Consider the following 26,341-nt stretch of genomic DNA (forward strand, 5'->3'; position numbering starts at 1 on the left):
TGCATCTACCTAACTTTGTAACAGAAAGGTGGCCTGGTCGTTTCGATCGACCAGGCCTTCTCAGTGTGAGTTACGAAAGGCCTAGCACAGGGCCGTAGCCTTCCTGGATCAGGATCTCTCGGATCTTAGAGCGGGTGGCTCTGTCTTTAGACAGTCGTTGAGCCAGCTCTTTCTTGGCATCGTCTGTCAGACCTTTGCCCGACTCATAGGCAATAATGATCGCCGCCGCCCATTCTTCTTCTGTCAACTCTTCGGGCATCGTGAAGACCTCCTTCGAAGATGAACGAATCTTATCAATTGAAGCGACCAGGTTCAAGTTGATGGGCTGGGATTCGAACTCTCTATCAGGTTGAAGACAAATTTCCAGATGTCGAGTCTGCGAACTCCAAACAGTCGTGTTCTCGGTTCGGCGTGTCAAATGTAGTTCATTGGACGAAACGATGCGGGCAAACCGAACCAAAGTCCGAACTCTGTTGCTACTAAGAAACAAAGGTTGACTACTTCTCTTGAGAAGTTGTGTCTTCATATTTATGAGCAGTTTGGCTAAGGATTTCCCGCCAAGGCGAGCAGAATTATACTTACAAACGCCACCACAATCCCCACCAGGATCGATCCAAATATCCATATAAAGAGCCTAATTGGCGGGTATCTCTTGCCTGGTTGCGCAAGAATATCGGATTTTTCCTTCAACCCCAGCCAGATGATCGAGAGGACTGCAATGAATGGATTAATTATGGCAACTACAACCGCTAGCCAATACAGAATTATTAGGCCAGTCCTGTTATTAAGCTCAAGTAATACAAATGCGGTTGCTGCTAGCCCCACCGTTATCCCTTGCCATGAATGAGCAAACATACTGATTGGGATTCGCGAGATAGCGGGTCGTGGCTTTTCTTCGACAAACATGGTTAAGTTCGTTTGAAAGTGTTTACTATTATCTTTTGATCGGGGGATAATGACTCGATCGAGCTTGTTTTCTCAAAATCCAACGACAAAAAACCACTGCCAATCTGGATAATGACTGTATAGAACTGTTGCTGACATGGTAATGACTCAACACCAAGAGCAGGCATGTCAGACACAGTAATGTGCTTCACACGCGATAAGTCCGGGGAGTCGGTAGTAACTGGAAGCCCATGATCGCTGCATTTGAGACCGCTGGCTTCCTTCGTTCCAGTTTCAACATCACCAGAACCTAAAACCACCGATACTTCACTGAAATCTCTGATACTGTCCGTGCTATTCGGATCAAATTCCTCAAGTTGTGCTTTGGTAAGAAAAACTTCCGGAAGCGATTGCGCGATATCAACAGGAGGCGCCACACTAGCTCCATGCAATTCAAGAAATGATTTATGTACCCACTCTGAGTTATAACTGAATTCAAAACCGGAGCCAGAATATGTTGATAAGGATGCTTTTGACGGTGTGTTAATTTCTGGGGATGCTTTCAGATACATAAAAGTAAAAAACGAGATTACGCCTATTAGGATCATCAAAGCGATTAATAGTGACTTCACCCTTGAGGACATCTCCTTAATCTTAACGCTCTGTATGCCAAATGAGAAGTTTGCTGCGCGCCTCATTGAGAATTGAACTTTTTCTGGGCTTGAGAAGAAAATCTTAGAGATATCTTAGAGTAGTTCTTCGAACTCACCGAGGACTTTTTCCTGGCTCAAACATGTCAAGTAGTGTTTCGTCCACCGAACGCTGCGGAGAGGGTGGGATTCGAACCCACGATACCCTTGCGGGCACAACGGTTTTCGAGACCGTCCCATTCAACCACTCTGGCACCTCTCCAAAAACAAGCCCCCATATTTTACCAGTAGACGAACCTAAAATTAAGGGTAACAAAGAAGCCGCTCCCGAAGGAACGGCTCCTCTGTTAGTTTGCGTAAAGGACAAAAAGCTTTTGGCCGCCCGAATTAATCAAGACAGCCTTGTCATTAAGTAAACGTTTATCACTTGCCCCTGTCAAGGATAAAGCGAAGGCCCAGCCGGTATGATGGCCGGCTGGGCCTTGGTGCCGCGTTAGCGGCGGTCGTGAAACTCGCGGGTCTTCTTGGCAAGAACTGCGAGAATCTGATTCGTCGAGTCGTCGGCCGCATTCGCATCGGCCAGTGCCTGGGAGTCAGCTTCGTAATCAGCACCAGCGCCGAAAAGCCGATCCCATATCTCGCCGGAACGGCGTCGGGCTGCTATACCGCGACCGATGACCTTATAGGTCGCAACCACGTTGCCCGCCTTGCCGCCTCGTAGCGGCCTGATCTGGTAGATCTTACCGACGTAGCTGAGGTTGTCAGTGAAGTCGACATTGACGCCACCTCGAAACCCAGAGCCGACGAAGGCCCGGAACTCCGACGGAGAGCGCAGGAACCTGACCGAAACGTCTAGCTGAACGGTCGGTGCTTCCAGCTCACCATCCTTTCCCTTGGGGAACTTTGTTGACGGACGAACGAACGGGTTCTTGTTGACCTTGTTGAAGTACTCGGTCAACTCCTCCAGTTCCTTTTCGTCGAAAGCGCCACTGGCGCCAACGCGAGAGTCTGTCAACGTGTAGCGGATGTCGCCCAATAGCCAAGCGTCATCCAGGGAAGAAATGCTCTCCTGCATATCGTTTCGCAGGATCCGCGTGAGGACGCTGCGGCCACGAAGGTCGAGGGCGGGCTGATTCATATTCAGCTCCTCGTTGACCTTGCTGAGAACGTCTCTATTCTTCTTGGAGGAGACGGCTTGGCGAATGAGATCCGCGCCAAGGCTTGTGAGGTTCTCCTTATTCAGGAGCTCCTCCAGGTTCTGGGCCGATGCGAACATCGGCACGATGGCGAATAGGATTGCGAGTCTCTTCATAGTTTTTTCCCCTCAATTTCGGGTGCGCCCTCACGGGCGTTCTTCACCCGTTGAGTGTTGCGGCAACTCTACCATGTAACAGGTTAGAAGTCAAGGGTTTAGGGGAAGGTTTTTACTCCTTGGGTACGAGTCCTCGCCGCCGGCGTCGGCTTGGCTCTCGTGCTCCTCCTCGCTCTTCCCTCGATGCTCGGGAAACCGTGCCCGCTCGTCGTCCGCAACGCCCCAAAGGGCCAAAAACCTCCGCGGGGAGGGGGGAGGATTATCGGTTTATATGGTATAATTCCTCGGTAGTTTTACGTATGGAGAGGTGCCAGAGTGGCCGAATGGAGCTCACTGCTAATGAGTTGTCTCTCGTAAGAGGGACCCTGGGTTCGAATCCCAGCCTCTCCGCATTGCAAAAGTGCCCACCCCGTGTGGGCGCTTTTGTGATTTGGTAAGGCTGGTCGAACCCTCGGGCAGCGTCCGAGGGTTCGTTAGCGACGTAACTGTAGTGGAGGAGCTTTCCGGAGCGAAGCGGAGACTTACCAGCCTCTCCGCATTGCAAAAGTGCCCCGGAAGTTCCGGTACAATATCTGTATGAGCCAGAAAAATATTAAGTCTGTCATCCATGGGTACTCCCGAAAAAAGGAGGAAGAGCAGACCCAGCTCGTGGCCAAAGAGAACAACTTACCCTACATTAATCTGGTTAACTACCCATTTACCGGCGACGTCTTAGAGATAATCCCGAACGCTATTGCCAAAAAAAATATGGTTATCGCCTTTAACCGCCTCGGCAATACCGTTCGTGTCGCTACGCCTTACCCGCATAACGTCGGCCTTTCGGAGGTGATGAACGAGATCGGGCATCGTAAAAATATTCTCTTTGAGCCGCATGTCTGCTCGCTAAGCTCAATCAACTTCGCCCTGACCCAATACGACAAGCTCGTCCGCAGGACGAGCGATACAAGCGCTAAGGCCAAGCAGAAGTCCATCGACGAGTTCCTTAAAGAAATCGCTACTCTGACCGACTTTGCGAGCGCCCTAGGTGGAGTAAGTATCACTCAACTTTTTGAGTCTATTCTTTCTGGGGCATTAGCCTTTGACGCTACCGATGTGCACTTCGAGCCGCAAAGCGAGCACGTCCGTATACGCTTTAGGGTTGACGGCGAGCTCCTCGATGCCGCCAGTATCGATCACGGCGAGTATCACTTGCTGCTCAGTCGGGTCAAAAACCTGGCCCACCTCAAATTAAATAGACAGATGGGCCCACAAGACGGTCGTTTCTCGATTGCCGTTGGTAAAGGCCAGATCGATGTTCGTGTTAATGTTTTGCCAGCAACCTACGGCGAAACCATCGAGCTACGTCTCCTGACCGCCCAGGAGCTTTTGAGCTTAGAGCGCCTGGGGCTCGCTGAGGGAACGAAGCAGGCCATTGAGCGCAATATCAAGCGCGAGAACGGCCTCATCGTCATCACTGGCCCGACTGGCTCCGGTAAGACAACGACGCTTTACGCCGTATTAAGCTTGCTTAACAAGCCTGACGTTAAAATCATCACGATCGAGGATCCGGTCGAGTACAAAATCGCTGGTATCGAGCAGATCGAGGTTGACCATGCGGCCGGTTTCGATTTCTCCCAGGCCTTGCGAGCCGTCTTGCGTCAAGATCCTGACGTCATCTTGGTCGGGGAGATCCGCGATAAAGAAACCGCCGAGATCGCTATCAACGCCTCCCTGACCGGGCACCTAGTTCTAACAACGCTCCACACTAACTCAGCGCCGGCGACGTTCGCCCGGTTAATCGAGATGGGCGTACCGACATACCTATTGGCCGATGCGATCAGCCTAATTATCGCGCAGCGCTTGGTGCGTCGGGTTTGCGCTAGTTGTAACGGCAAGGGCTGCCCCAAATGCGGCAATACCGGCAAGAAAGGGCGGGTTGTGATTTCGGAGTTTCTGGAGCCGTCCATTGAGTTTGCTGAGCTCATAAAAAATAAAGCGACACTCGGGGAGTTCGCGAAAGTTTATAAAGAGTTGGGCTACAAGTTACTAAACGACGACTTGCAGGAAAAAATCGCCAAAGGACTAGTTAGCCCAACCGAGAAGTTGGGCTAAACACGCTTCAGATTTGATTTTTGCTTTACGGTCCCACTAAGGCGTCGCCAGCCTTGAAGGCAAACTGCAGAATAACGTAGGCCAGAATAACCACGATAATACCGATAATGGCGTTGATGATTCCGTTACGCGCTTCGGTTGCTTTCGCCGCGTCACCACCAGAAGTGATGTACTTAACGCCGCTGAAAATCAGATAGAAGAAGGCGATCAAGGCAATAATTGCCAAGACCCAGACTAAGACTTTACCAACGAGGCCGCCGAAAATGCTGCTTGCCGAACCAGAGCTCTTCTGGAAAGAAAACTTATTAAGAAAATCGCTGCCGGTAACCCCCTGAGCGTATGCGTGAACGAAAATAAGATCGTGAATTTTAGTTAACATATAGTCCTCCTATAGCCCATTGTTCTGTTTCGCTGCCAGCATGTCAAGGGGTGTCCGGAACCTCAATTTTGACCTCGCGGGTATGAAAGACACCGTCAACCTTCTGTTTTATAACCAGTTTGCCGTTCTTGTAACTTGTGGCCTTGCCCCAACTACGAACCCAGTAGTAGGTAGTGCCTTCGGCGGTGTACTCTTTTATATCTAGATCGAGCGTTCCGCTGTCACTAACTAGTTTCGCCTCAAAAACCGCCCGGTCGTGTAGCAAGATCGAAATATTACCACTGCCATCAATAGGCAAGGACTCCCCGGCACTACCGCTACCGCCACGAACGGCAGCAATTTCGTCCGCACTTAAAGTATTGGGGTCAGGGTCTTTGGTGTACGCGGCCGAGACGGCTAGCGGCGCAACTTTCGCGGAGTCGTTAGTTACTTCCTGTCCCTTCTCGTTGTAGAGAGTTGGCGCATCCGCACCAAAGAATGAGGTTACGAAACTGACGATCATGTAGGCTAGGCTCGCGATAATAATACCCATGATCGCGTGTGAAACGGTATTTTTGGCCGCGGTGTACTTGGCTTCGTTACCAAAAGCGGTTGCCATTTGGATGCCGCCGTAGACGAGAAAAAAGAAGGCGGCGATACCGATCACGATCAGCAGTAGGTTGATGTAGTACTGGACCGAACCAATAACGCAGGTATTGAGTGCCGTCTCGTTAATGACGTTGTCGCCGCGCAGACATGGCGGTATAAGGTTTAAGACCTGATCCAGATTCATGAGGACAGTCCTTCGCCAAGACTGATAACGAAATTAACAATCACGTAGGCAAAAATTGCCACCAAGAACCCGGCGATCGCCCAAATCATGTTGCTTTTGGCCTTAGCCATCTGGGCCGGGTCGCCGTTCGAAGTAATCATCAGGTAGCCCGAGTAGATAATCCCGACGAAGGCGGCTAAGGCCGCTATTGTCGCAAGCCAGGTGATAGCATTATCAACTAAATCCGCCCAGCTTAGATCAGGTATGCCCGAGTTGTCTTTTGTGAGGTCCAGCTTAGGTGCTTCGGTCACGGCGTAGACCTTCGCCACAAGAAAAGTTACGAGCAGGTTCATGATCGCAACACCTCCAGAAACATCGCCGCCGGATTATCGCCAATGCCCAGCGTTGGCAGAATTAGCCGAATCATTAGGAGCAGTGCCAGGCCAGTTAGCGCCCCGGCGATTAATTCCTTGGCAAAAGACACCTTGTCGGCCTGACCCTGGCTCTGGGTGTAAACATAGCCGGCGTAAACAATGACCAGTACGGCAACAAGGCTAGCGATCGTCACAGCGAAACTGATTAGCGCCGTGAAGTAGGCGTTAAAAGTTGTGTATTCAGCCCGGTCCCCGAACGGTAGACCCAGATGGATGTCTTGCGCTAAAGCCTTACCTAGCCAGGAAGTCATTGGCCAGCCTTGAGTTTTGCTGCCGCTGAATCAACCGCGACTTGAGCGGCTTCACCAGAAACCGTTACGGCACGGAGCATGGTTTGCAGCGTCTCGTCAACGAACTGCCACTCCGGTTTATAGGCCCCTTTGGCGTTAGCTACTTGAGTTGCGAATTGCTGTGGCGACGGCATAACCTCGCTGTCCGTGGATTCCCCGTTACCATCAACCATATCGAGCGTCGGTTTTAGGGTCAGGCGGTTGTAGCTCCCCTGGACTGATTCTTCGGTAAGGTATTGAAGATACTCCCAGGCAAGCTGCGGTAGGTCGCTAGTTTTCGAAACGACATGCGTCCAGTACGCGGCGTAGTCCGTCCGAGATTCTGTTGGTAGCTTTGGATCCTTGATCTGAGGCAGTGGAGCAATGGTGTAGTTGGTAAAGTTGCGGTCAGCGCTATAAATATCGAGTCGTAAGCTCGAAAAACCGATCATCATACCAAGCTTATTCTCGGTAAAGCGCTTTACCGGGTCGCCAGCAGCGGTGTTCCAAGAGTAGCTGGGGTTATTAGGGTTGGAGTAAGCGGCGAAGTAGTCGAGCGCTTCGCGGGCTGGGGCTTGAGCGTCTGCCGTGAGGTGTAAGGCGACCTCCTTGCCTGTTTCGTCGTAGAGGTTGCCGCCACGCTGCTGCAACAGTGCCAGGTATACGTCTACGGGGGCGTAGGTATTATCAACTGTCCCCAGCGCAATCCCGGAGCGGCTAAAGCCGTTACCGTTGCGACGCGTAATCAACTTGTTCCAAGTTTCAAGCTCTGCCCAGGTCTTCGGTGGCGCTTCGAAAACCACCTCCTGCGGGTCGCTAGCCTCCCCCAATTCGGTTGTAACCTGGCTGACGACATTACTATTGATATAAAGCGCCAGGCTATCAACGCTGAGAGGCAAGCCATAGAGACGCCCTGAACGGGAATTCTGCGCTAGTATTTTCTCTCCTAAGAAAGTCTTCAGAATATCCGCCTTGTTCACCTTCTGTTCTACCGGCCACTCCAAAGTGTCTGGAGCGCTGAGAAGCTTGGCTTCGTGTTTTGGCAGCCAGTCGGTCCTCGTTAACCAGATATCCGGGCCAGCCCCTGAAGCGATCGCGTCTACAACCTTGGCCTCATAATCCTTAGCGTCTTTAGCCTGGATATGACGGAACTCAAATTCAGTGTCCTGACGATTCAAGAAGAAGCCCTTGCTAATCTCTTCGTAAGCCTTCTTCTCGTCGAACGGTGCCCAGACGCTTAAAACTGGTTTGCTAGTTGTCGACTTTTTGCCGCCCCGGGCGATTAAGAAAGCAACGACCCCAAACAGGATGAGGAAAACAACAGCGACAATAATTAAAACCCCTCGCTTCATGCAAGAATAGCGTCTCGCAATTCGCCCTCTTTTACAAGCAAGAAAATAGTGTCGACGACCGCTAAGGCTACCTTCTAACTACTCTGCTGAAACCTTGAGTACGCGGGTTTTGGTTTTCTCTTGCTTAGGGATACGAACCGTCAGGATACCGTCACGGAGCTTAGCTTCAGCTTTCGAAGCGTCAACCGAAACTGGCAGGATGTAGGAGCGCATGAAGTTTCCCCAGTAACACTCTTGAACAAAGTAGCCTTCACGGGCAACCTCGGCGTCGTTACGGCGCGCGCCCTTAACACTGACCACCTCGTCCGTTATCGAGATCTCGAGGTCATCAACATTAACACCGGCGATCGGTGCCTTGATATAGACATTCTCATCGTCTTGGTAGGCGTCTATGGCAAGCTGCCCCTCTTCTTCCTCGAGCCACTCCTCGCCTTGTAGCTGAACTTCGTTTTTCGCCATCGTGTCTCCATTATGGAGGCGTAGAATGGGGGAGTCAATGACAAAAGTCCGTCGTTACGACAACCGGAGCAGCTTAGCAAACATCGTGCGACGCGGCCTGTTGCGAGCGCTGCTGCCGGTCGAGTGCCTGGTCTGCAGCGATGAAGGGGAGTGGCTCTGCCCGGATTGTCGAGAATCTTTGCCTGCCACTCGCCCAATTACCTGCGTAATTTGCGCTAAAGCCGCCGAGGACGGTTTATGCAACCACTGTCGCGGGGTAACGAAGCTCGACGGTGCCGTTAGTCTTTTTGCCTACCACCACCAGGGAGTTCAGCGCTTGATCAAGGGAGTTAAGTTCGGCGGCTACACCGACGCTATAAGTTTCTATCTGGAGAATTTTGGAGAGATGATAATGGCACGGCTGGAAGTGAAGGGGGCTGTCCTAGTCCCTCTGCCGCTCTCGCGGGAACGATTGCAGGAGCGAGGCTTCAATCAGTCGGAAGTATTCTGCGAACAACTGGCCAGGCGATACGGCTTGAGCGTGTGGAACGGCTTAAAGCGATCGCGCCATACCAAAGCCCAGGCAGAGCTCGGCCGCAAGGAGCGGCTCAAGAACGTTAAAGGCGCCTTCAGGGTCGTTGGGGGCGAAACTGCTCCGAAGAAAATAATTCTTGTTGATGATGTTATTACTACCGGCGCCACTCTGGGCGAGGCTGCTCGAACGCTACGGAAAGTTGGCACCGAAGAAATTGTCGCCTTAACCCTGGCCCACGGCTAACGCTGGCGCAAGCGCTCAAGCGATTCTAGCGGTTTACCTTCTGCGCGCCCGGCTGGACTCGAACCAGCGACCCTTTGCTCCGCAAGCAAATACTCTATCCACTGAGCTACGGGCGCATATGTGCTGAGACGTTCTGGCGGAGGCGGTAGGATTCGAACCCACGAGGAGCTTTCACCCCTAACGCTTTTCAAGAGCGCCGCATTCGTCCACTCTGCCACGCCTCCAGCGCCTTAGATTATATCTTACAGATAGCACCAAGTCACCAGTTCGGTCCTACTTTTTCTCGCGGACTGTAAGTTTGACCTTGGCCTCTGGTAGCTTAAACGTCTTAAAGACGTAATATTGCTGAACAAATTGGAAAAGGGTGGATGCGATCCAGTAGACCGCAAGGCCAGCTGGAAGAGAGCGAGCGATAAAGAAGGTCATGATCGGAAAGAGGTAGACCATCTGCTTATTCATCATCGCTGCCGCATCGTTAGCGCTACCTGTTGGGCTCTGGGTCAGCTGGGCGTAGTGACGACTCTGCAGTAACTGGGCAACACCGGCAATAATCGGCAGAATCCAGCCCTCTGGTTTGGCAAGGTCGATGCCGAAGAACATGGTGTTGATCGTCTCGATATGCGGCGTAAATGAGTAAATAAGGTCAGGCCTTGAAGCGTTAAGCCCTGCAATAAAGACGCGGTAGAGAATTAGAATAATCGGTAGCTGGATTAGAAGGGGCAGGCAGCCAGAAAGCGGGTTAATGCCCTTCTCCTTGTAAAAAGCCAGCACTGCCTGGCCTTGTGCGGCGCGGTCATCTTTATGCTTCTCCTGGACGGCCTTAAGTTCGTCTTGATAGGCGCGCATCTGGAGCGGGGCGCGCAACGACTTGTTCTGGAGTTTCCAAAGCAAGACTTTGACAAAGACTGTTAGAAGAATTATCCCCCAGCCAATACTATGGCCCGGGACTAGCCAGGCAAAGAAAACCAGCAGGTTGAACAGCGGTTTGTAGAGAATGACTTTGAGAAATTCTTTCATTGAGATTCGTTATCTAAGGCACTGGGTCGAACCCGCCAGCAGCAAAGGGGTGACAGCGGCTTATCCGCTTTGCCCCTAGCCAGACGCCTCGGACGGTGCCGTGCTTAAGGATAGCCTCTTTCGTGTACTCGGAGCAAGTCGGCTGATAACGGCAAATGCCTCCCGTTACCTGGCGTAGCGGCCCGTGATCCGGCGATAAGGTTCGCTGGTAAGCCGTTATGAGGAGGGCGAAAAAGCGGCGCGCCATTTCTTTATATCTCTTTCGAGGGCGGCAAAAGCTTCGGCCTCGGGTTTTGACCTAATGATTATTACTACATCGGCCTTCGGCGGCGACTCCTTGATAAGGTGCTCGAAGACGTGAGCCACTATTCGTCGCAGACGGTTACGGTGAACGGCCTTCTTCTCAACTTTCTTGCTCACCACAACACCGACGCGAGGGTGTTTTTCCTTGGGATCAGCAGCGGCGATTAACAGAAACTGCCCGCTGAAGCGTTTCCCCTCTTTGAGTACCCGGGAAAACTCGCCTTGTGACTTGAGGCGGTTCTCCTTTTTAAGCATTTATCTCGCCAAAACAGCGCGACCTTTTGCTCGTCGCGCTTTCAAGACGGTAGAGCCACTTTGGGTTCGGGCTCGGAAACCATGAGTTTTTTGGTAATGTCGTTTGTTACGTTGCAGTGTCCGTCGCATTTGAAAGATATTCTACCTTTTTTGTGGAAAACTCGCTAGGCACTCAAGGAGTCGAGGCTTAACAGGTTGCTTCCTGTGGAAAACTCCGGTACATTCTACCCGCGATGGCAAACGGTTTATGGAAAGATATTCTCGCTAAACTTGAGCCTCATTTTAGCCGTCCAAATTACGCCACCTGGCTGAGATCAACTAGCCTCAAAGAAGAGGGTGACGGCCTGATCACGATTGCCGTTGCCAATGAATACGCTAAAACCTGGGTCGAGAAAAATGCTCTTAGCCAGATCCGCCAGGAGCTCGAGAAGCACTTCTCGCCGCTAAACGACCTTCGGGTCGTTGTCGCCGCGGCTAAGGTCCCCCTAAGTGAAGATTTACCGTTACTACAGGTTGAGCAAACGGAGACATTGGACGCCTCAAAGACCGCCACTACGGACTCGCCCAGCAGCAAGAAGTTCAGGCCTAATTACACCTTCGAGACCTTTATCGTCGGTAATAATAACCGCCTTGCCTTTGCGGCGGCACAGGTGGTCGCGGAACGGCCCGGCGAGGCCTACAACCCCTTATTCATCTACGGCGGCGTGGGCTTAGGCAAAACCCATCTGATGCAGGCTATAGGCAACGAGGTGCTTCGGCGCGACCCGAGCAAAAAAATCGGCTTCGTGTCCTGCGAGACTTTCACTAGCGAGTTTATTCAAGCCCTGCAGAATAAAACGATCGACACCTTTAAGAGTAAGTACCGCTCCATAGACGTGCTTCTAGTGGACGACATTCAGTTTCTCGCTAACAAGGAGGGTACCCAGGAAGAGTTTTTCCACACTTTCAATATTCTCCATCAGGCAAATCGTCAGATCGTCTTGACTAGCGATCGCGTGCCAAAGGAGATCCCTAATCTTGAGGAGCGGCTTTCCTCTAGGCTTGGCTGGGGTATGATCGCCGACATTCAGAGCCCGAACTTCGAAACGCGGATGGCGATCTTGCAGGAGAAGGCCAGGGAGCGTGGCATTAATATCGAGCCACAAGTCTTGGAGTATATCGCTAACGCGGCGACTTCAAACGTCCGCGAGCTGGAGGGCAGCCTAACTAAGCTCTTAACAACGGCCGAGATCGAGAAGGAGCCAATAACAATCGCCTTTACCGAAAGGGTCTTAAAGGATCTGACTAAACATAGCGGCAAGAACCTTACCACTAAGAAAGTTATCCAAACCGTGGCTGATTATTACGACGTCGAGGTTTCTGACCTATTGGGCGCAAAACGAGTTAAGACCTTAGTTTATCCCAGGCAAGTCGCGATGTACCTGCTGCGTGAACGCCTCAAGCAGTCTTACCCACAGATCGGCGAAGCGTTCGGCGGCAAAGACCACACGACAGTGATGCACGCTGTCGACAAAATTACCAAAATGAAGAAAGCTGACGGCAGTACCGAGAAGGACTTAAACAGCATCGTCGGGGAACTACGCGGATGACGCCTATATCCGCCTGGATATTATGTGGAAAACTACCAGCCAATTTGGGGGTAAGTTTAACAACCCTCCTCGGTGCCGCCCCTCTCAACAGGTTGAGAAAGCTTCCCCCGTTACTCCCCATCTTTTCCACAAGTAACGCGAGGTTTTCCCCTCTCCCTGCTCGAAGGCTGTCCACTTTCCCACAATGCTTATTACTACAACTTGTTATTTAACCTACCTATGAAATATATATGTGAACAAGAAAGCGCAGCTCCAAATAATCTAAACAGCCTTCTGGGCTCTAATCGGAGGATAGAAATATGAAGTGTATGTGTGAAAAGGAAAACTTGATTCAAGCCGTTAACATCGTTGGCCGGCTAGCCACGGCTAGATCAACGCTGCCGATCTTACAGAATATCTATCTAGAGCTAACGGATACTGGTCTTGTGCTGCGCTCAACAGATTTAGAGCAGACGCTCGAGGCGAAGATTGACGCCGAAGTTAAGGAGAAGGGCCGCGTCACGGTGCCGGCACGCCTCGTGACGGAATACCTACAGAACAATACTGATCACAGTCTGACACTCTTCACGGACGACCTGACTCTCCATATTCATTCCACTAACCACCAAGCTTCGTTCAAGGGCCTGGCAGCTGAGGAGTATCCGTCGCTGCCGCAGGCTAAGGTGGGGCAGAAGGTTGAACTCCAATCTGAGGAGCTCGTAGCGGCGATAAATCGGACGATTTTTGCTGCCGCGCTTGACGACACTAGGCCAGTACTTGGGGGACTGCTCTGGCGCTTCGGCGGCGACTCCTTAGAGTTAGTTGGGACCGACGGCTATCGTTTGGCTTATACAAAAGCCAAAATCGCTACTAAGCTGACGGGGGACTACATTATTCCCCGCCGCTCCCTCCAGGAGCTAGTGCGCATTCTCGGCCCCGATAAGGTCGAGGTGTCATTTGCCGGCACTCAGGTTAAGTTTCGGCAAGGCGAGGTTGAGCTGACAAGTCGAATTCTCGAGGGGAAATTTCCTGATTACGCCGCCATCTTGCCAAAGAAAAGCGAACTTAAAGTCACTGTTGCTTCAAGTGCGCTAGCCCAATCGTTGAAGCTCGCTAGCTTATTCTCCCGAGACTCGGCGTATAGCACTAAATTGACCCTCGAAGGGGATAAGCTACGCCTCCATGCTTCATCAGTTAGCTTGGGAGACAATGTCAACGAAGTCACACTCAATACTCCAGTTGATAAACCGTTCGCCATTTCGCTAAACGCTCAATACCTAATTGAGGCGCTCTCGCATATTAGCGGCGAAGTTAGCTTAGAGTTCGTCGACAGCAAGAGCCCGATTGTCCTGCGCCCAAGTGCTGGGGCTGATTACCTCTACCTCGTGATGCCCTTGCGTCTTGAGTAATGACAGCTAGGCGCCTCACTTTAGAGAAGTTCCGCAACTTCGAGGCGTCGAGTTTCGAGCTGGGGGCAAAAACGGCCGTGGTTGGTTATAACGGTAGCGGCAAAAGCAACTTTATCGAGGCCTTACGTTTGCTCTCGGTGGGCAAAAGTAATAAAACTAGCTCTCTAGATGAGGCGATCTGTTTCGACCAGCCGTTCTTCCGACTCGCCCTAGAGCGGGCAAACGACCAAACGCAAACAGTCGACTTTTTCTACGGCGCCCAGTTCGCCGCCAGTGCCGTCAAGGATCGGCAGCTGAAAGTAAACAACCAGCCAACCAGCTGGGCGGAGTTTTGGGGCAAATTTCCGAGCGTCCTCTTTGTCCCCGATGACCTGGAGATTGTCATTGGGGCGCCGCAGGTGCGGCGTCGCTACCTGGACGGGCTACTCTGGCAAACCGATAAGGAGTTCCGTCAGAATCATCTGGAACTCAGCCGGGTTCTGCGCGAACGCTCCGCCTTACTGTTTCTGCTCAAAACTAACCGGGCTGGCAGGGAAGAGCTCTCACCGTGGAACGACTTGCTCCTTGATTTAGGCGGAAAGGTCAGACACCACCGCAAGCAATACGTTGAGTTTCTGCAGGCGCGTCTGACGAAAGACGGACCAGTTTTTACGGACGTTGATATTGAACTTTTCTATAAAGAGAATACTTCGACACCAGAGTCGGTGCTGAAAGAAGAGTTGCGACTGGCCCAAAATCTGGTTGGCCCGCATCGTGATGAGTTGGAGATTCACTTCGGGGATCGCTCAGCCCGACGCTATACCTCGCGCGGCCAGGCTCGAGCCATCGTCGTGGCGCTAAAGGTTGCTGAGGCAGCGTTCCTGGCTAAAAGAACCGGCGAAAAGCCGTTAATCCTGCTTGACGACATGTTCTCCGAGCTCGATGCGCCAACTGCCGAGAAGCTATTTAACCGTTTCGGCGACCAGTATCAGATAGTTGCCACAAGCATCGAGACCAACCCATTGACTAAAGATTGGCAGCAGATCGTTCTAAAATGAGTCTAGAATCGCTCGGTTCATTCTTTAAGTCCGGCGGCCATAACGAGACACTTCGTAAAGCCGAGATGGCGCAGAAGCTTAGCGTGGAGGTTGAAGGACTGCTCGGAGAGAAGGTCAAAGTAATTCTGCGACGCAGCGCCTTAGTAATTGAGTGTCAGAATGAGGCCGCTGCTGCCCGCTTGAACCTGCAACGTCGCCGTCTGCACACGCTTGTCGGCCGAATTTTTGGCGCCTCCTCCGCGAAGATTAAGATAACTGCCCAGAGATAAGAGAAGTGGGCTGCTCGAGAGCAGCCCACCAATGTTCCGACCAGCCAGCCTTAGGAGCGGATCTTCTTGCCTTTCGGCCAGAAATCCTGCATCCAGAACTCGACGTCAAACCAACTCTTCTGGTAACGCTGCTGCTTCATCCAGGCGATCGCCTCGTTGCAGTAGCGCTCGTAGGTTGGCCAGACCCGAGCCAGCTCCGAGACCGGGTTCTCGTCCCCCCGGACGTTAACGTTCGGCACGATCACGATCTTGTTGTCGTAATCGTCGAACTCGATCCGGTAGTGAGCAGTCTCTTTCGGAAGCTTGGCGATGAAGTCGATCGGTTCAACATTCGCCCGTTCACCGCCACGCATCGTATCCTCGACCCAGACAACTCGGGCCTTGCTGGCCTTGATCTGGCCCAAGAAGGCGCGCGCGTTTTTCTTTCCGGGCTCGCCAGGCACGTCCTCGTCGATGAGGATTGTGTAGGCACCCCGCTGGTAAGCGGTGATCGTGAACGTTGCGGCGTTGTACGCCCCTTTCTTGCCAAGAAGGGCTTGCAGCTCCTTCTCATTCTTTGGGGGCGTATTCTTAGTTTGGGCTAAAGCGCTACCGTTTCCGGCGAGCAGCCATAGCACGATGGCGATAAGTAAGGATCGTCCCATTGGAGACCTCCTCCCGTATGGAAGTTAACCATACTTTAGACCAGTTGGGCGTATTTGTCAGTAGGGAATTAGACGAACTCAGTAAGTGATCTGTTTGCCCGTCGGCCAGAAATCCTGTTGCCAAAAGTTGACGTCAAAAGATTTGAGATCGAAGTTCTCACTTTTGAGCCAAGCGACGGCCTCATTAGCGTACTGTTCGTAAGTCGGCCAAACGCGCTCGAGTTCAGCCTGTGGGTTGGCGTCGGAATCAATGTCCACCTTCGGTACAATCACTAGTTGATTATAGTAGTCGTCAAACTCGACCCTGTAGTGGTCGGTTTCATGAGGTAGCTTCGTAACACTGTCGACGAACTCAACGCTAGCGTTTTCCGAGAATTCCTCCACCGGGGTGCTGCCGGATTTCCGATAGATAATAGTGATAACTATTGAGCCGATCAGCACGACTAAAACAGTCGCCGCTATCAATAGTAGTCGTTTACCTTTTGGCGTCAGTGAACTCATCTACCTAGTATTCTAGACCCTCGGATCGGTACATTCACCTTTCTTCCATGAAGTTAAAGCCTTGTAGCTGCTTTGCGGGGAAGTGCCCTGAACGCCCGGACGTGGGTCGAGCAATTGGCTAGGAAACCAGCCCTTGTGCTGTGGCCCCTCCCTTTTTGCGATACCCAAGTGCAGGTGCGGACCGGTACCTTTAGCGTTCCCGGTGTCGCCGACTTTGCCAATTACCTCACCAGCCTTAACAGATTGGCCTTTGCGCAGGTGCTCGTTGCTCCCAGCCTGGAGGTGCGCGTAGTAGTAGGAGACGTCGGTTGAGTCGACAATCCTAACCGTCACTCCGCCGTCACCGCTGTTATCCTTATGGACAGCGGCTACCGAGCCGTCAGTTATCGAGACGACGGGGTCACCGTATATTTTATTCTTGCCATCCAAGACAAAGATGTCATTGGCGCTGTAGTCGTGATGGGTAGTAGGCAAGGGGGTTTTGTGTCCAGTTGAAATGGGAAAAACAAATTTTCGACCCTCGCAGACAAACGGCTCGTTCGAAGCAAGCTGGGTACCCCCAGAGCAATTACCGCCCGATTTAAGCTTGTTATAGGCGTCCATCATCCGCTTGGCACCGGCCTGAGCTTCTTTGAGCTGGGCGTCGTTCTTATGGGTGTGATAACCCTCAATATAGGCCTGCTCGGGATCGTCCTTGTACTTTTTCATATCGGCGCCGAACTTGTGGGCCGCAGCGTATATAGAACGTTCTGGGTCGAAACGGGCGTCGTCAGGGTGCTCGTCGGGGTTGGGGTAGACCTTGCCGCCGTCCCAGGTGGTGCCGTGCTTGTCGTTGCCACCGACGAACTCTGGGTAACCGCTGGCTGTCCCGGTAACAAATTGGGCTAAGCCAGCCGCTGACGAACCCTTGGCAGAGGCCTTAGGGTTCCAACTCGACTCGGTCTGAATCAAGGCGATCAATACCGCCTGATCACCTTTCAAGTATATGGCCGATGCGTTGCCGACCCAAGGTAAATACTCGGCGTTTTTAACAAAATCGATGGCGTTCCCGCAAGCTGTTGCGCCGGCCGTCTGCCCGCCTTTGTCGAGGCTACCGTTGTTATGCGAGCCAAAGAGTAGCATTGGGACAAGTAGCATCAGGGCGGCGGCGATGCCACAGCCAATCAAGCAGCCGCCCCCTCCTGCTCCACGTTCGTACATAGCTAGAACCATCCCCCAAAGCCGACGTGGACCCAATCAGTTGTCTTGGTCGTCTTCTGGCTGTAGCCCATGCCGACAGACGGGAACAGCCTTTCGATAATGCCGAATACCGCCGCTCGGCGCGGATAGAAGTACTCCACGTTAGCCTGGCGAAGCGTGATAACCTGCAAAGGCTTATTAGGCCGCTCGCGCTGCTCGCCGTACACCATTGTTTTTTCCAAGAGCAAGCCGGTATTGTACCGCGCCCAGGCTCGCCAGAGATTAGGGTCATTACCATCGGCAAAGGGCAGCCCCTCGTCCCAATCAAATGGGTTCTCTCCAGGGGCAGGGTTATCCTTGACGACCTTCGTTCCGTCGGTGTAGTAGTCGCCCCACGTATAGTCGAGCTTGTCGTACTCGGGGTCGAAAGTCGTGAGGGCAAACCGATCCGGCGGCGGAATCGGGCAGAGGTAGTCAACACGGTAGACGCCAATGAGATAGATCACGGCCGCGGCGATCAGTCCGGCTGGTCCTAAGCCGAGCGCCATAGCTATAGCACCGGCGACGGCAGCGTTGGTGAACCCGGGCGGAGCAGCGATAGCCTTGTCGATAGAGGCGAAGAATTGTTGGCAGGCTTCGCAAGCGTTTAGGGCGATAGTGATAACGACTACCGTTAACTCAGCCTGGGCTTTGCTTAAATTGGCGGCGTTTTGGGCCGTATTGGCAGCGGCGTAAGCCCTTTCAGCCTGTTGGAAGCTCTTGACGGCCTGGTAGATCCTGAAAGTCGAGCCAGCTGGCAAGTTGAATTGTTTGTCGCCGAACTCACTGACCTTGCCGAGTAAGAAGTTCTCGCCGAGCTCTTTCAAGGACGGCACTAGGATCTGCCCTTGCTTGTCTTTAAGTCCGACGTCCAGCTTCCAGCCGTTCTTTGAGGCGAAGAAAACAGAACGGGCCAGCCCACCAGGCAGCTCGCCGATGCCGAGCGTATCTTCGAACCAACTGTCGAAGTAACTCCACATGCCGTCGTACTTGCTGTCAGTGAAGAAATTCTTGTCGCCTTGTGAGCGGATGAACTGGTAGAACTCGGCGATGAACGTACTATCGAACGGGCCAAACTCTACCCCGGAGCGGTTGATGATGGTTAACACTAACTGGTCAGCGTCACGGGCGCTAAGTTTGCCTTTGTAAATCTTTTCGAGAGTGCCCTCCTGGTAGCTTGGCTCTATCGTCCGCAATACGCTTTCGATTCGGGCAATGCCGAAATTGAGTAGCAACTCCGCCCGCTGCTCTTGGGTGCCCTCGAACATTGTCTTGCTAAAGTTTGCCGGCATATCTTGGCCAGCGGCCTGTTCCAGCAAGGCGTCAGAAATCTTGTATTGGGCGTTATCGCGCGACTCCTGAATGAGCTGTCGGCGAGCTTGCCCGAGAAACTCTTGTTGCTGCTCTTCGGTTAAGGCGCCCCAGTTGCCCTCCATCTGGCCACCGTCTGTCAGTAGGAGTAGCGCCCTGTCGTTAATCGCCTCCTGGTTATCGTAGTCGAACGTTTGACGAATCTCCTCGTAGCTCAACTGGGCTTCAGGCGGGAGGTACTTGTTGGCAAAATCGGACCAGATTTTAGCTGACCAAGCGGCCAAGCCGGTTTTGAAGTCTCCTTTTAAGAAGGCAGCAGCGTCGTCACGGTGTTCGCTTGGGATATTAGTGGCGTCAAGAAGCTGATCGATTAACGAGTCGCGCTCTAACTTAGTGGCGTCACCATCGAATACCTTAATGATTCGCTCGGTCATGCTTTTCAGGTCGTCTTCGTCAAAATCTTTGAGATTCACCCCGAAGGCTAAGGCAAGCTGACGGATCCCTTGATCGATTATCATCTCCGTAGCAATCCCGGTGTCGCCCGTGGTGATGTAGGTAACAAAGAAATCTATCGCAAAGCCAGTTCGGGCATCCATCGAGCGCCCCATAAGTTTATGGATCAGCTGGAAGGCTTGGTCCTTTTTCTCGAAAGCGGCGTTGTCCCAGTCCTTGAGCACGTCAAAAAGCAGCTTGCCCTCATCCTTCTCTAGGCGGAAGCGCTCTTCGAGGTCGAAATAGCTCCAGAGTTGATCGAAAGTGGTGTTAGCGATGTTGTTGTTGGCGGTGGCGCGGCTTAACTGATCGACGTTAATCTCGCCGCGCAAGAACTTTTCGCTGGTGCCGTCAGTGACACCAAGGTTTGCGTCGGCATATGACAGCGCATCAACGGTATCGGGGTCGGTCCAGAACGAGGCGTCCTTCTGCAGCTCGCTCAAGGACTTAGAGCTCTCAATGCCAAAAGCCGACAGAAGGTCCTTGCTCTTGAAGTCAGCGGCGTTGTCTTTATTAAGTTTGATGCCGAGTCGTTGCTCGATCATCGCCCGGCCGTATTTATTCTGTACGTCACCGTCGAGCGAGATCTCTGTACCTTCCTCGAGGCCTAAAATCTGGCCGAAGGCGTTACTGAAAATCTCCCCGGCGGCGTCGGCGAGCTTCTTGTCGCCGCTAATTACCGCAAACCCAGTGCCCTTGTTCCAGCCCATCGCCTTATCGGCTTGTTGCCCGCCGATTTTTTCCGCGACGCGGTAATTCTTGCCGGCAAGCATCTGGTCGACTTCCGTTGCCGTGATCTTAAACTTATCTTCGAGGTCGTAGTCTTTGTTCAGCTCATCAGCGATCTTAGCCTCAATTTTGCCAGTGCTGCCGGACTTTTTGAGCGCGGCGATATCCTTTTCGTTCAGACCGTAATCGATGCCGATCTTACTGGCGCCGATATTCTTCTTCAGCTCGTCGAGGCTGAATTCACTCCTGTTGAGGACGGAGTTGAGAATAGTTGTTGTGACGCCTTCAAACTGCCGTGGGGCGGACTTTTGCAAGGCTTGTCGCAGCATTTCCTTACCGAACTCGAGCATCTCGGCCCTAGCCTTGTCCTGCTCGGTTTTATTCTCGGAGAAGAAGAGCTTGGCGGCGTCTTGGGGGAACTCTTTACCCATCGAGACGCTGTCGGGGTCGACTTTAGGCTGACGTTTTTGCCTGACGGCGGCGATAATCTCGTCGCGTTGGGCATCGCTCATCTTGAAGGAGCTCGCCACCATATTGATACCGGCCATCTTTAAGCCTTCGTCGTCTTTTTTCTGGATTTTATCGATCGTGCCGTCGATGAAATCAAACGCTTCGTCGCCTTCGTTTAGGTGCCGCAGGGCCGCCCGGAAGGTCTCAAGGCTGTTAGCCTCATCTAGAGAGTGATCCTCGAAGAATAGCGTTGGTAGGCCGACAGCGTTCTCTAGAACTCGTTCGCCCGTGTTGGACAAGATATCGTCCCACCCGGCGCCACGCAGACTGCCTGGGGGCATGTTGAGCGATTCCTCGAGACGAGCCCTCGCAATCGCAACGGCGGCACTTTCCTGGTTATCCTGCGCTATCAGTCCGTCAGGCAGACCGGGGAAGCTTTTGTCGAGCATTATGGCGCCGATCACATTCAGATAGCTGTCGGCCAGCGGGTCGCCGGTTATTTTCAAGGCGCCGGCGTTTTTCAACAAGATATTGGCGCCGACGTAGGTCATGATGTCCTTCAATCCCATGCCGCGGACGTAATCCACGTAAGCGTCCATCTCGCCCGACTCGTTGAGCATCCGCAGGATGCCATCCGCGCTGAGTGTCGCGGCAGTTTCCATTAGACTCGGGCTTTTCGGAGTAGGAGTGCGGCTTATCCCGTCGACTGATTGCCACGCGACCTTGATCGAACGCGGTTGCTGCCAGCGGGTGGTGTTGCCGCCGACGTGGCGCTTCTCAACTAATTTGCAAGTTATAGACCCAATTTCAGATATATCAACAGCCTGGCCGCGCCGGTGATTGGATATGAACCTTGCGTCTTCCTCAACGGCGTCAGCAGATTCTCTGTCGAAACGGCCGACCCCATCAGTGTCATAGTTCTTAAGAAGTCGCCCCACCTTAACCGGGCAGAGCCCTTCGCCGTACGGTTTCGGGAAAACAAGATTTAAGAGATAGTTAGTAGCTCGTACGTCAACTCGACCGTCCACCAAGGCGTTGACGTCTTGGGGAGCGATTTTCAAACAATCGCTGTCGGCGTTAAGCGCTTCAAGCAACTCGAAGGACTCGTAGAAGCCAAGCTCGTCGCTATAGTCCTGCAGATCATCACTCTCTTCATAGATTGATTCGTCCTCGCTGACGCTCGGCAAGTCGCCAACCGTCTCAGTTGAGGCGTCACCGTTGTCGACGGCTCTTGCAATGGGTGAAGGCAACGCCACTGAGAAGACAGGCTGTAAGGTGAAAAGCACGGCGAGGAAAATTAAGAATTTGCGTCTGGTTTTATTCATCATGGTTGCGGGGCGTAACGCTTAGCGCCGTTGAAATCTTTACGGTGAGTAACTTTATTTCTTATCGGGGCGATACCACCTGCTTTATTGGCTTTCGTCGAGCTGTTATGGATCGCTTCGTCGTTACCAACGAAAATCCCGATGTGGCAGTGCAGTCCTCCGGGAGCTTGACGCTTTTTCTTGCCGCAGACGCCGTAGCCCCACCAAATAATGTCTCCACGCTTCAGACTGCCCTTAGTCTCGTTATAGTAGTTGGTATTAATGGTCCGCAGATTCGGGACGACTAGTGTCAGGTTTGGATTGGTCCAGACACCAACGGTCGCGGCAACATGACTTTGGGGGATGCCGGCTTTGATAAGTACATAAGAGACAAATGAGGCGCAACCAAGGTTGGTATCGGCTCTCGGGGCGATTGGACAGGTTCCGGGCGGTAGCCTTAGAAGCTCCTCGGCGGCACGAGCTGCCCACTCGTTAAATGGTAAAGTTGCCTCGAAGGCACGTTTCTTAGCGACAATCTTTTGCACCGCCTCCTTGTTTTTCTTACCGGTTGAGCTCTTCTTAAGAGCGGTCAGGTCGGTAATTATAGCGTCTGCCTGTCCAGCGGCGTCACTCGGGGCTCCGGTAGAGTATTCCTTCAAGTTATCCTTAATAGCCTCATAGCGGTTGAGCTCTGAAGTGATTAAGCGGTCAGTAACTTGCTTAGTTTCAAGCACATCGCCGGCAAACGCCCCGGCCAGCTGCACCTCATTTTTCTCTTGTGGAGTACTAGGAGTGTGAGACGATCCTATTAGGCCGAAACTAATCGCGAAGAAGAATCCTGGCAGCGATATGAGCACTAATAAGCCGATCAAAATCCACCTGCCAAGCTTCGTTTTAAACAGTAGCCAGAGGGCGGTCGCGGCAGCCATGATCCAACCGATTACAGGGATAGCCGCTTCGGCTAGTAGGGCCGTTCCAGCGCGTCCCAGCAACCCGACAGCGCCACGGCGGGCAGCCATTTTGGCAGCAGTACCTCTTGCGGAAGTCAGAGCAGCCTTTTTAGCAGCGGCAACTTTAACTCTACCGAGGCGAATTCGTGCTTGGACGCCGCGCATCCAGCTGCCCTTGCGCGCTTTTTTCATCAGCAACAAACCAGTTACTCCCCCCGGAGCAACTTTCCCAACAGCCCCAGCATCTCCTAGGGCTTCCCCGGCCCGCGCTGCCTTAACGGCCTTACCGGCGGCTTGGAGGTCTTGATATGACCCTTTGAGTGCCCGGGCATCATCGACTAAACTTGGTTCCCCGGTCTCGTCTACTCCTACATCCTCAGGGGTTGGTTCAACGGGAAGCTCGGTATCGGCTTCGTCAACAGGGTCAATGTCGGGGCTAACCTCGTCCTCAGCCATCGCCTGAGACCTCCTGGCCGAACATCGCTAGCAGTTGCTCAGGATTGGTCGTAATAAACTGATCCTCGGTGTAGGAAGCGATAATTTGGATAGCGGCCCGGTCGATCCCAGCAACAAGCAGCCCCTGGCCGACGTCGGCGCTAACTAGGAACTGTTTCTCGCCGTCCGTCAGCTTGAAAACGCTAGCTAACTTATCAACCGCTGACGGCGCCTGACCGAGCAGGAGCTGAGTGCTCGAGTTGCTGACGATCGCCTTGCCGTAAGAGTTCTCGACAAAATCCTCAACGTCTTGGCTAATAACGGTCACGCCTAGGTAATATTTACGGGCACGTTTCGTCATAGCGTTTAAGAATTTAGCGGTATCGTCGAAACGCATCATCCACCAAGCCTCGTCGATAATTAGCAGACGACGCTTAAGCTGGCTTTTGACGCGACCCCAGATGTAGTTAAGGACTAGATACATCGCTAAGGGGCGCAGCTCATCCTCCATATTGCGGATCGAAAACACAGTCAGTCGGTTCGTTAGGTCGATGTTAGTTGGGGCGTTGAAGAGGTTGGAGAAGGAGCCCTCGGAGTACTTCAGAAGGCGGTTAATCAGATTCTCGGCGCCGTTCATGTTGGTAAGAACGTTAATGAGGTCGCCGAGAAGCGGCGGCGGGTTGCCCTGGGTTTTTGGATCGACCGAGATGTCTTTTAGGGCGTAAGTTTCGTATAGGGCCTTGTCTAGGACGGCGTCCTCCTCCGGGCTTAAGCCTCCTGCCATGAGCGAGATCAGGCCGTGTAAGCTAGCAATCGTGGTGCGCAGCAAATCCTCGCCGGTGTCGGCGGAGTCGGAGCTAAAGTGCGGCAAGTCGAACGGGTTAATTTTTTGAGCCGAGTTCAAGGACAGCTCGATATAGCTGCCGCCAATTGACTGGGAGAGCGCTTTGTACTCATTTTCTGGGTCAACGATGATCACTTCCGTGCCAACCATTAGCGATCGCAACGCTTCAAGCTTAACGGCGTAAGATTTACCGGCGCCGGACTTGGCGAAAACTACCTGATTGGCGTTCTCGATTTTGAACCGGTCAAAGAGGACCAGCGAGCTGTTGTGCAGGTTAATGCCGTAGAGCACGCCGTCGTGATGCGAGATGTCCTGGCTGGAGAAGGGGAAGATGGTCGAGAGCGAATCGGTGTCGAGGTTACGGACGATCGACAGCTCATCAAGCCCGATCGGCAGGGTAGTGTTGAACCCTTGCTCCATCTGTAAGAGCGATTGCTTAGTGTAAACAAGCATGCCGCCCAGAGTAGTCTCGATCTGTTTGGTTAGTTTCTGCAAATCCTCCTGAGTTTTAGCGTAAATGGTGAAATACAGCGAGTACTGGAAGAGACGGGTCTCGCCCTTCTGTAAGGTATCGCGCAGCTCTTCAATGTCGCCGATGGCGGTTTCTAGCTCTGGATTACGGACTAAGCCTTTCTCTTGCTCGACTTGAAGAGAAGACTGCAACTGGGTGGTTTTGCGTCGCAGTTGGTTAAGGACGATGTTCGTCTCCATCGGGTAGATAAACATACTGATATCGATCGTCGCATCGAGGTTATAAATTGGCGACAGCCAGCCGCTGGAGAGATAGCGCGGATAGGTAAAAACGAAGAGTGTCCGAGCGAAAAAGCTGCCGAGCTCGACGTAGTTAGCGTTAATTGCCATGCCGGCTGGCGAGATGACGTCCAGAATATCGGCTAAGCCTTTTTTGAAGACCTCCATCTCAAGCTCGTCGGCGCTCTTCTGCTCCTTAGTCTTATTGCCACCAAGGCGCCCCAGGATCTCGTTTAGAGATTTCTTCGGCGCAAGAGTTGGGGTCGCGGTGGCGATTTCTTCCGGTGTTACCGGTGGGGGCGGGGCGCTTGTCGCCGGGGTTTCTGGCGCCGTGGCAGCGGGAGCGCTAGTACCAGCCGTCAGATCAGGCGGTGGCGGCTTGGGGACTGGGTTAGCCTTAGCGGCGGTGAGGATACTCTCGATCTGTTCAGGCAGGCCAGTCTCGGTTTGATGTTTAATAACAGAGCTAGTGATTTGATCGAGGTCTTGGACTCGCTCGCTGGAAGCCTCCTCGGGGTTATAAACGTTATAGTAAAGCTCGATCAATCCGGCTGTTTTTAAGGCTTCTGAGCGCACGCCCATTGATTCGAGGCGGCCAGAAACCACCTGGGTCTTCTCGGCTAACTGATTGCGTAATTCCTGAAACTCTTCAGTAGTGAAAACCGTTTCCTTGGTTTTCTTGCCGCCGAGGATCTTGTCTAGGAATCCCTTTTTCGAGGTGTTGTCAGCAACGACCTTGCTATGCGAGACAACGACGTAGAAGGTTCGGTCCATGATGTTAACTTCACTCGCCAGGCGTTCGATAAAGTCGATGTAGTCAACAAGCTGAATCTTTAAGAGCTCGTTAGTTTCTTCAACAGCCACGCCCTGTAATTTTTGAACGTATTTAGAGAGGTCGACGCGACGGCCTTGGATGACGATTTGAATCGGAAAATGTAAGGCGTTCAAGAAGCTGCGGAACTGGAAGATCACCGCTTCTTGCTCCTTTGGGCTACGCAGTTCGGTCGGGATCGGGGTCACTTTAATTACCTGGCGCAAACTGCCGTCGGTTAACACCACGACATCGTCGCGGATCTCGGTGATCTGAACGTATTGCTGTGTCGCGGCCGGCGCCGCTTTAGGCTTAGGCTTCGGGGCCATCTGAGTAATCGTCCACTACCCGAGCGATATCGCGCACTCTGGCTCGGTCGAGCTGCTTATGAGGCTGCTCGGTTTTTTCTTCGACTTTGTTAACGATCTGGACTTCGCGCTTGTATTGGCCTTTGAGCCAAACTCGGCGTCGGGGACGCTGCAGATATTTTACGAGCGATCCTAAGAAATAGATGAACGGCCGCTCCTGGATTTTGACGAACGCTAGGGCGATCGAGAGCGTCGCGACGATTGGGAAGAGTAGGTAATAGATAACGCGCAGCGGCGTTCCGGCGGTCCAGGAGTTTAAGAGATAAAGAAAAAGGCCGCCGAAGAGCAGATAGAAAAACTGGGTCAGCGTCAGCGGACCAATAACTTTGTCCTCCAT

General features: G+C 52.7%; 27 protein-coding genes and 4 tRNA genes. 7 read left to right on the forward strand and 24 right to left on the reverse strand.

Annotation, left to right across the window (positions count from 1 at the left end; all coding sequences use genetic code 11):
* Window positions 1–70: 70 nt before the first annotated feature.
* From HY845_04045 to HY845_04065, 5 genes are all read right to left on the reverse strand, one after another.
* Window positions 71–259, reverse strand: a complete 189-nt coding sequence (locus HY845_04045) for a hypothetical protein (protein ID QQG51703.1) — start codon at window positions 257–259, stop codon at window positions 71–73.
* Between the two features lie 284 nt (window positions 260–543).
* Complete coding sequence (locus HY845_04050) at window positions 544–906, reverse strand: hypothetical protein (GenBank protein QQG51704.1); 363 nt, start codon at window positions 904–906, stop codon at window positions 544–546.
* A gap of 2 nt (window positions 907–908) precedes the next feature.
* Window positions 909–1,517: a hypothetical protein gene (locus HY845_04055; protein ID QQG51705.1), complete on the reverse strand. Its 609-nt coding sequence runs from the start codon at window positions 1,515–1,517 to the stop codon at window positions 909–911.
* A 193-nt stretch (window positions 1,518–1,710) separates the two neighbouring features.
* A tRNA-Ser gene (locus HY845_04060) sits at window positions 1,711–1,797 on the reverse strand.
* Window positions 1,798–2,028: 231 nt separating this feature from the next.
* Window positions 2,029–2,847, reverse strand: a complete 819-nt coding sequence (locus tag HY845_04065) for a hypothetical protein (GenBank protein QQG51706.1) — start codon at window positions 2,845–2,847, stop codon at window positions 2,029–2,031.
* Between the two features lie 301 nt (window positions 2,848–3,148).
* On the opposite strand from HY845_04065, the gene HY845_04070 reads away from it, so the two are divergent.
* Window positions 3,149–3,237, forward strand: a tRNA-Ser gene (locus tag HY845_04070).
* Between the two features lie 186 nt (window positions 3,238–3,423).
* Window positions 3,424–4,938, forward strand: a complete 1,515-nt coding sequence (locus HY845_04075) for a type II/IV secretion system protein (protein QQG51707.1) — start codon at window positions 3,424–3,426, stop codon at window positions 4,936–4,938.
* A 25-nt stretch (window positions 4,939–4,963) separates the two neighbouring features.
* Here the strand turns inward: HY845_04075 and HY845_04080 are convergent, their stop codons facing one another.
* The 6 genes from HY845_04080 to HY845_04105 all read right to left on the reverse strand — a co-directional run bounded on the left by HY845_04080 (window position 4,964) and on the right by HY845_04105 (window position 8,582).
* Window positions 4,964–5,317, reverse strand: coding sequence for a hypothetical protein (locus HY845_04080; GenBank protein QQG51708.1), 354 nt, complete (start codon window positions 5,315–5,317; stop codon window positions 4,964–4,966).
* Window positions 5,318–5,360: 43 nt separating this feature from the next.
* Window positions 5,361–6,089, reverse strand: a complete 729-nt coding sequence (locus HY845_04085) for a hypothetical protein (protein ID QQG51709.1) — start codon at window positions 6,087–6,089, stop codon at window positions 5,361–5,363.
* Window positions 6,086–6,421, reverse strand: a complete 336-nt coding sequence (locus HY845_04090) for a hypothetical protein (GenBank protein ID QQG51710.1) — start codon at window positions 6,419–6,421, stop codon at window positions 6,086–6,088. The genes HY845_04085 and HY845_04090 overlap by 4 nt, the downstream gene beginning before the upstream one ends.
* Entirely contained in the window at window positions 6,418–6,753 is a 336-nt protein-coding gene (locus tag HY845_04095; protein QQG51711.1) for a hypothetical protein, read from the reverse strand. The genes HY845_04090 and HY845_04095 overlap by 4 nt, the downstream gene beginning before the upstream one ends.
* Window positions 6,750–8,123: an extracellular solute-binding protein gene (locus HY845_04100; GenBank protein QQG51712.1), complete on the reverse strand. Its 1,374-nt coding sequence runs from the start codon at window positions 8,121–8,123 to the stop codon at window positions 6,750–6,752. The genes HY845_04095 and HY845_04100 overlap by 4 nt, the downstream gene beginning before the upstream one ends.
* A 78-nt stretch (window positions 8,124–8,201) precedes the next feature.
* Entirely contained in the window at window positions 8,202–8,582 is a 381-nt protein-coding gene (locus HY845_04105; protein ID QQG51713.1) for an Hsp20/alpha crystallin family protein, read from the reverse strand.
* A 37-nt stretch (window positions 8,583–8,619) separates the two neighbouring features.
* Here HY845_04105 and HY845_04110 point away from each other — a divergent pair, with 37 nt between their 5' ends.
* Complete coding sequence (locus HY845_04110) at window positions 8,620–9,339, forward strand: ComF family protein (protein QQG51714.1); 720 nt, start codon at window positions 8,620–8,622, stop codon at window positions 9,337–9,339.
* 43 nt (window positions 9,340–9,382) lie between these two features.
* On the opposite strand, the gene HY845_04115 is transcribed toward HY845_04110, so the two are convergent.
* The 6 genes from HY845_04115 to rpmH all read right to left on the reverse strand — a co-directional run bounded on the left by HY845_04115 (window position 9,383) and on the right by rpmH (window position 11,043).
* Window positions 9,383–9,455: transfer RNA gene (locus tag HY845_04115), tRNA-Arg, on the reverse strand.
* Between the two features lie 18 nt (window positions 9,456–9,473).
* A tRNA-Ser gene (locus HY845_04120) sits at window positions 9,474–9,563 on the reverse strand.
* A 49-nt stretch (window positions 9,564–9,612) separates the two neighbouring features.
* A complete protein-coding gene (locus HY845_04125; GenBank protein QQG51715.1) occupies window positions 9,613–10,356 on the reverse strand; it encodes a membrane protein insertase YidC in 744 nt (247 codons plus the stop codon).
* Window positions 10,357–10,369: 13 nt separating this feature from the next.
* Window positions 10,370–10,603 carry a membrane protein insertion efficiency factor YidD gene (gene yidD / locus HY845_04130; GenBank protein ID QQG51716.1) on the reverse strand — a complete coding sequence of 78 codons (234 nt, stop codon included), beginning with the start codon at window positions 10,601–10,603 and terminating at the stop codon, window positions 10,370–10,372.
* The gene (rnpA, locus tag HY845_04135; protein QQG51717.1) at window positions 10,573–10,914 is read right to left on the reverse strand and encodes a ribonuclease P protein component; all 342 of its coding nucleotides are present in this window, start codon (window positions 10,912–10,914) and stop codon (window positions 10,573–10,575) included. Before rnpA ends, yidD begins: the two co-directional genes overlap by 31 nt.
* On the reverse strand, window positions 10,915–11,043 hold the full coding sequence (gene rpmH / locus HY845_04140; protein QQG51718.1) for a 50S ribosomal protein L34: 129 nt from the start codon (window positions 11,041–11,043) through the stop codon (window positions 10,915–10,917).
* A gap of 104 nt (window positions 11,044–11,147) precedes the next feature.
* Here rpmH and dnaA point away from each other — a divergent pair, with 104 nt between their 5' ends.
* The 4 genes from dnaA to HY845_04160 all read left to right on the forward strand — a co-directional run bounded on the left by dnaA (window position 11,148) and on the right by HY845_04160 (window position 15,197).
* On the forward strand, window positions 11,148–12,503 hold the full coding sequence (gene dnaA, locus HY845_04145; GenBank protein ID QQG51719.1) for a chromosomal replication initiator protein DnaA: 1,356 nt from the start codon (window positions 11,148–11,150) through the stop codon (window positions 12,501–12,503).
* 308 nt (window positions 12,504–12,811) lie between these two features.
* Window positions 12,812–13,891 carry a DNA polymerase III subunit beta gene (gene dnaN / locus HY845_04150; protein ID QQG51720.1) on the forward strand — a complete coding sequence of 360 codons (1,080 nt, stop codon included), beginning with the start codon at window positions 12,812–12,814 and terminating at the stop codon, window positions 13,889–13,891.
* On the forward strand, window positions 13,891–14,928 hold the full coding sequence (recF, locus tag HY845_04155; protein QQG51721.1) for a DNA replication and repair protein RecF: 1,038 nt from the start codon (window positions 13,891–13,893) through the stop codon (window positions 14,926–14,928). The genes dnaN and recF overlap by 1 nt, the downstream gene beginning before the upstream one ends.
* On the forward strand, window positions 14,925–15,197 hold the full coding sequence (locus tag HY845_04160; protein ID QQG51722.1) for a hypothetical protein: 273 nt from the start codon (window positions 14,925–14,927) through the stop codon (window positions 15,195–15,197). Before recF ends, HY845_04160 begins: the two co-directional genes overlap by 4 nt.
* A 50-nt stretch (window positions 15,198–15,247) precedes the next feature.
* On the opposite strand, the gene HY845_04165 is transcribed toward HY845_04160, so the two are convergent.
* From HY845_04165 to HY845_04195, 7 genes are all read right to left on the reverse strand, one after another.
* Window positions 15,248–15,841 (reverse strand): hypothetical protein, encoded by a 594-nt coding sequence (locus tag HY845_04165; GenBank protein ID QQG51723.1) that lies wholly within the window; start codon window positions 15,839–15,841, stop codon window positions 15,248–15,250.
* Between the two features lie 78 nt (window positions 15,842–15,919).
* Window positions 15,920–16,342, reverse strand: coding sequence for a hypothetical protein (locus HY845_04170; protein ID QQG51724.1), 423 nt, complete (start codon window positions 16,340–16,342; stop codon window positions 15,920–15,922).
* A 12-nt stretch (window positions 16,343–16,354) separates the two neighbouring features.
* Entirely contained in the window at window positions 16,355–17,542 is a 1,188-nt protein-coding gene (locus HY845_04175) for a M23 family metallopeptidase (protein QQG51725.1), read from the reverse strand.
* Between the two features lie 2 nt (window positions 17,543–17,544).
* A complete protein-coding gene (locus tag HY845_04180) occupies window positions 17,545–21,870 on the reverse strand; it encodes a hypothetical protein (protein ID QQG51726.1) in 4,326 nt (1,441 codons plus the stop codon).
* Window positions 21,867–23,252, reverse strand: a complete 1,386-nt coding sequence (locus HY845_04185; protein QQG51727.1) for a hypothetical protein — start codon at window positions 23,250–23,252, stop codon at window positions 21,867–21,869. The genes HY845_04180 and HY845_04185 overlap by 4 nt, the downstream gene beginning before the upstream one ends.
* Window positions 23,245–24,993: an ATP-binding protein gene (locus HY845_04190; protein ID QQG52158.1), complete on the reverse strand. Its 1,749-nt coding sequence runs from the start codon at window positions 24,991–24,993 to the stop codon at window positions 23,245–23,247. Before HY845_04190 ends, HY845_04185 begins: the two co-directional genes overlap by 8 nt.
* A gap of 955 nt (window positions 24,994–25,948) precedes the next feature.
* A partial coding sequence (locus HY845_04195) for a PrgI family protein (GenBank protein ID QQG51728.1) occupies window positions 25,949–26,341 on the reverse strand: 393 nt, incomplete at its 5' end.

The sequence above is a fragment of the Candidatus Berkelbacteria bacterium genome, from assembly GCA_016432625.1.
Taxonomy (GTDB): Bacteria; Patescibacteriota; UBA1384; order 2-12-FULL-50-11; family 2-12-FULL-50-11.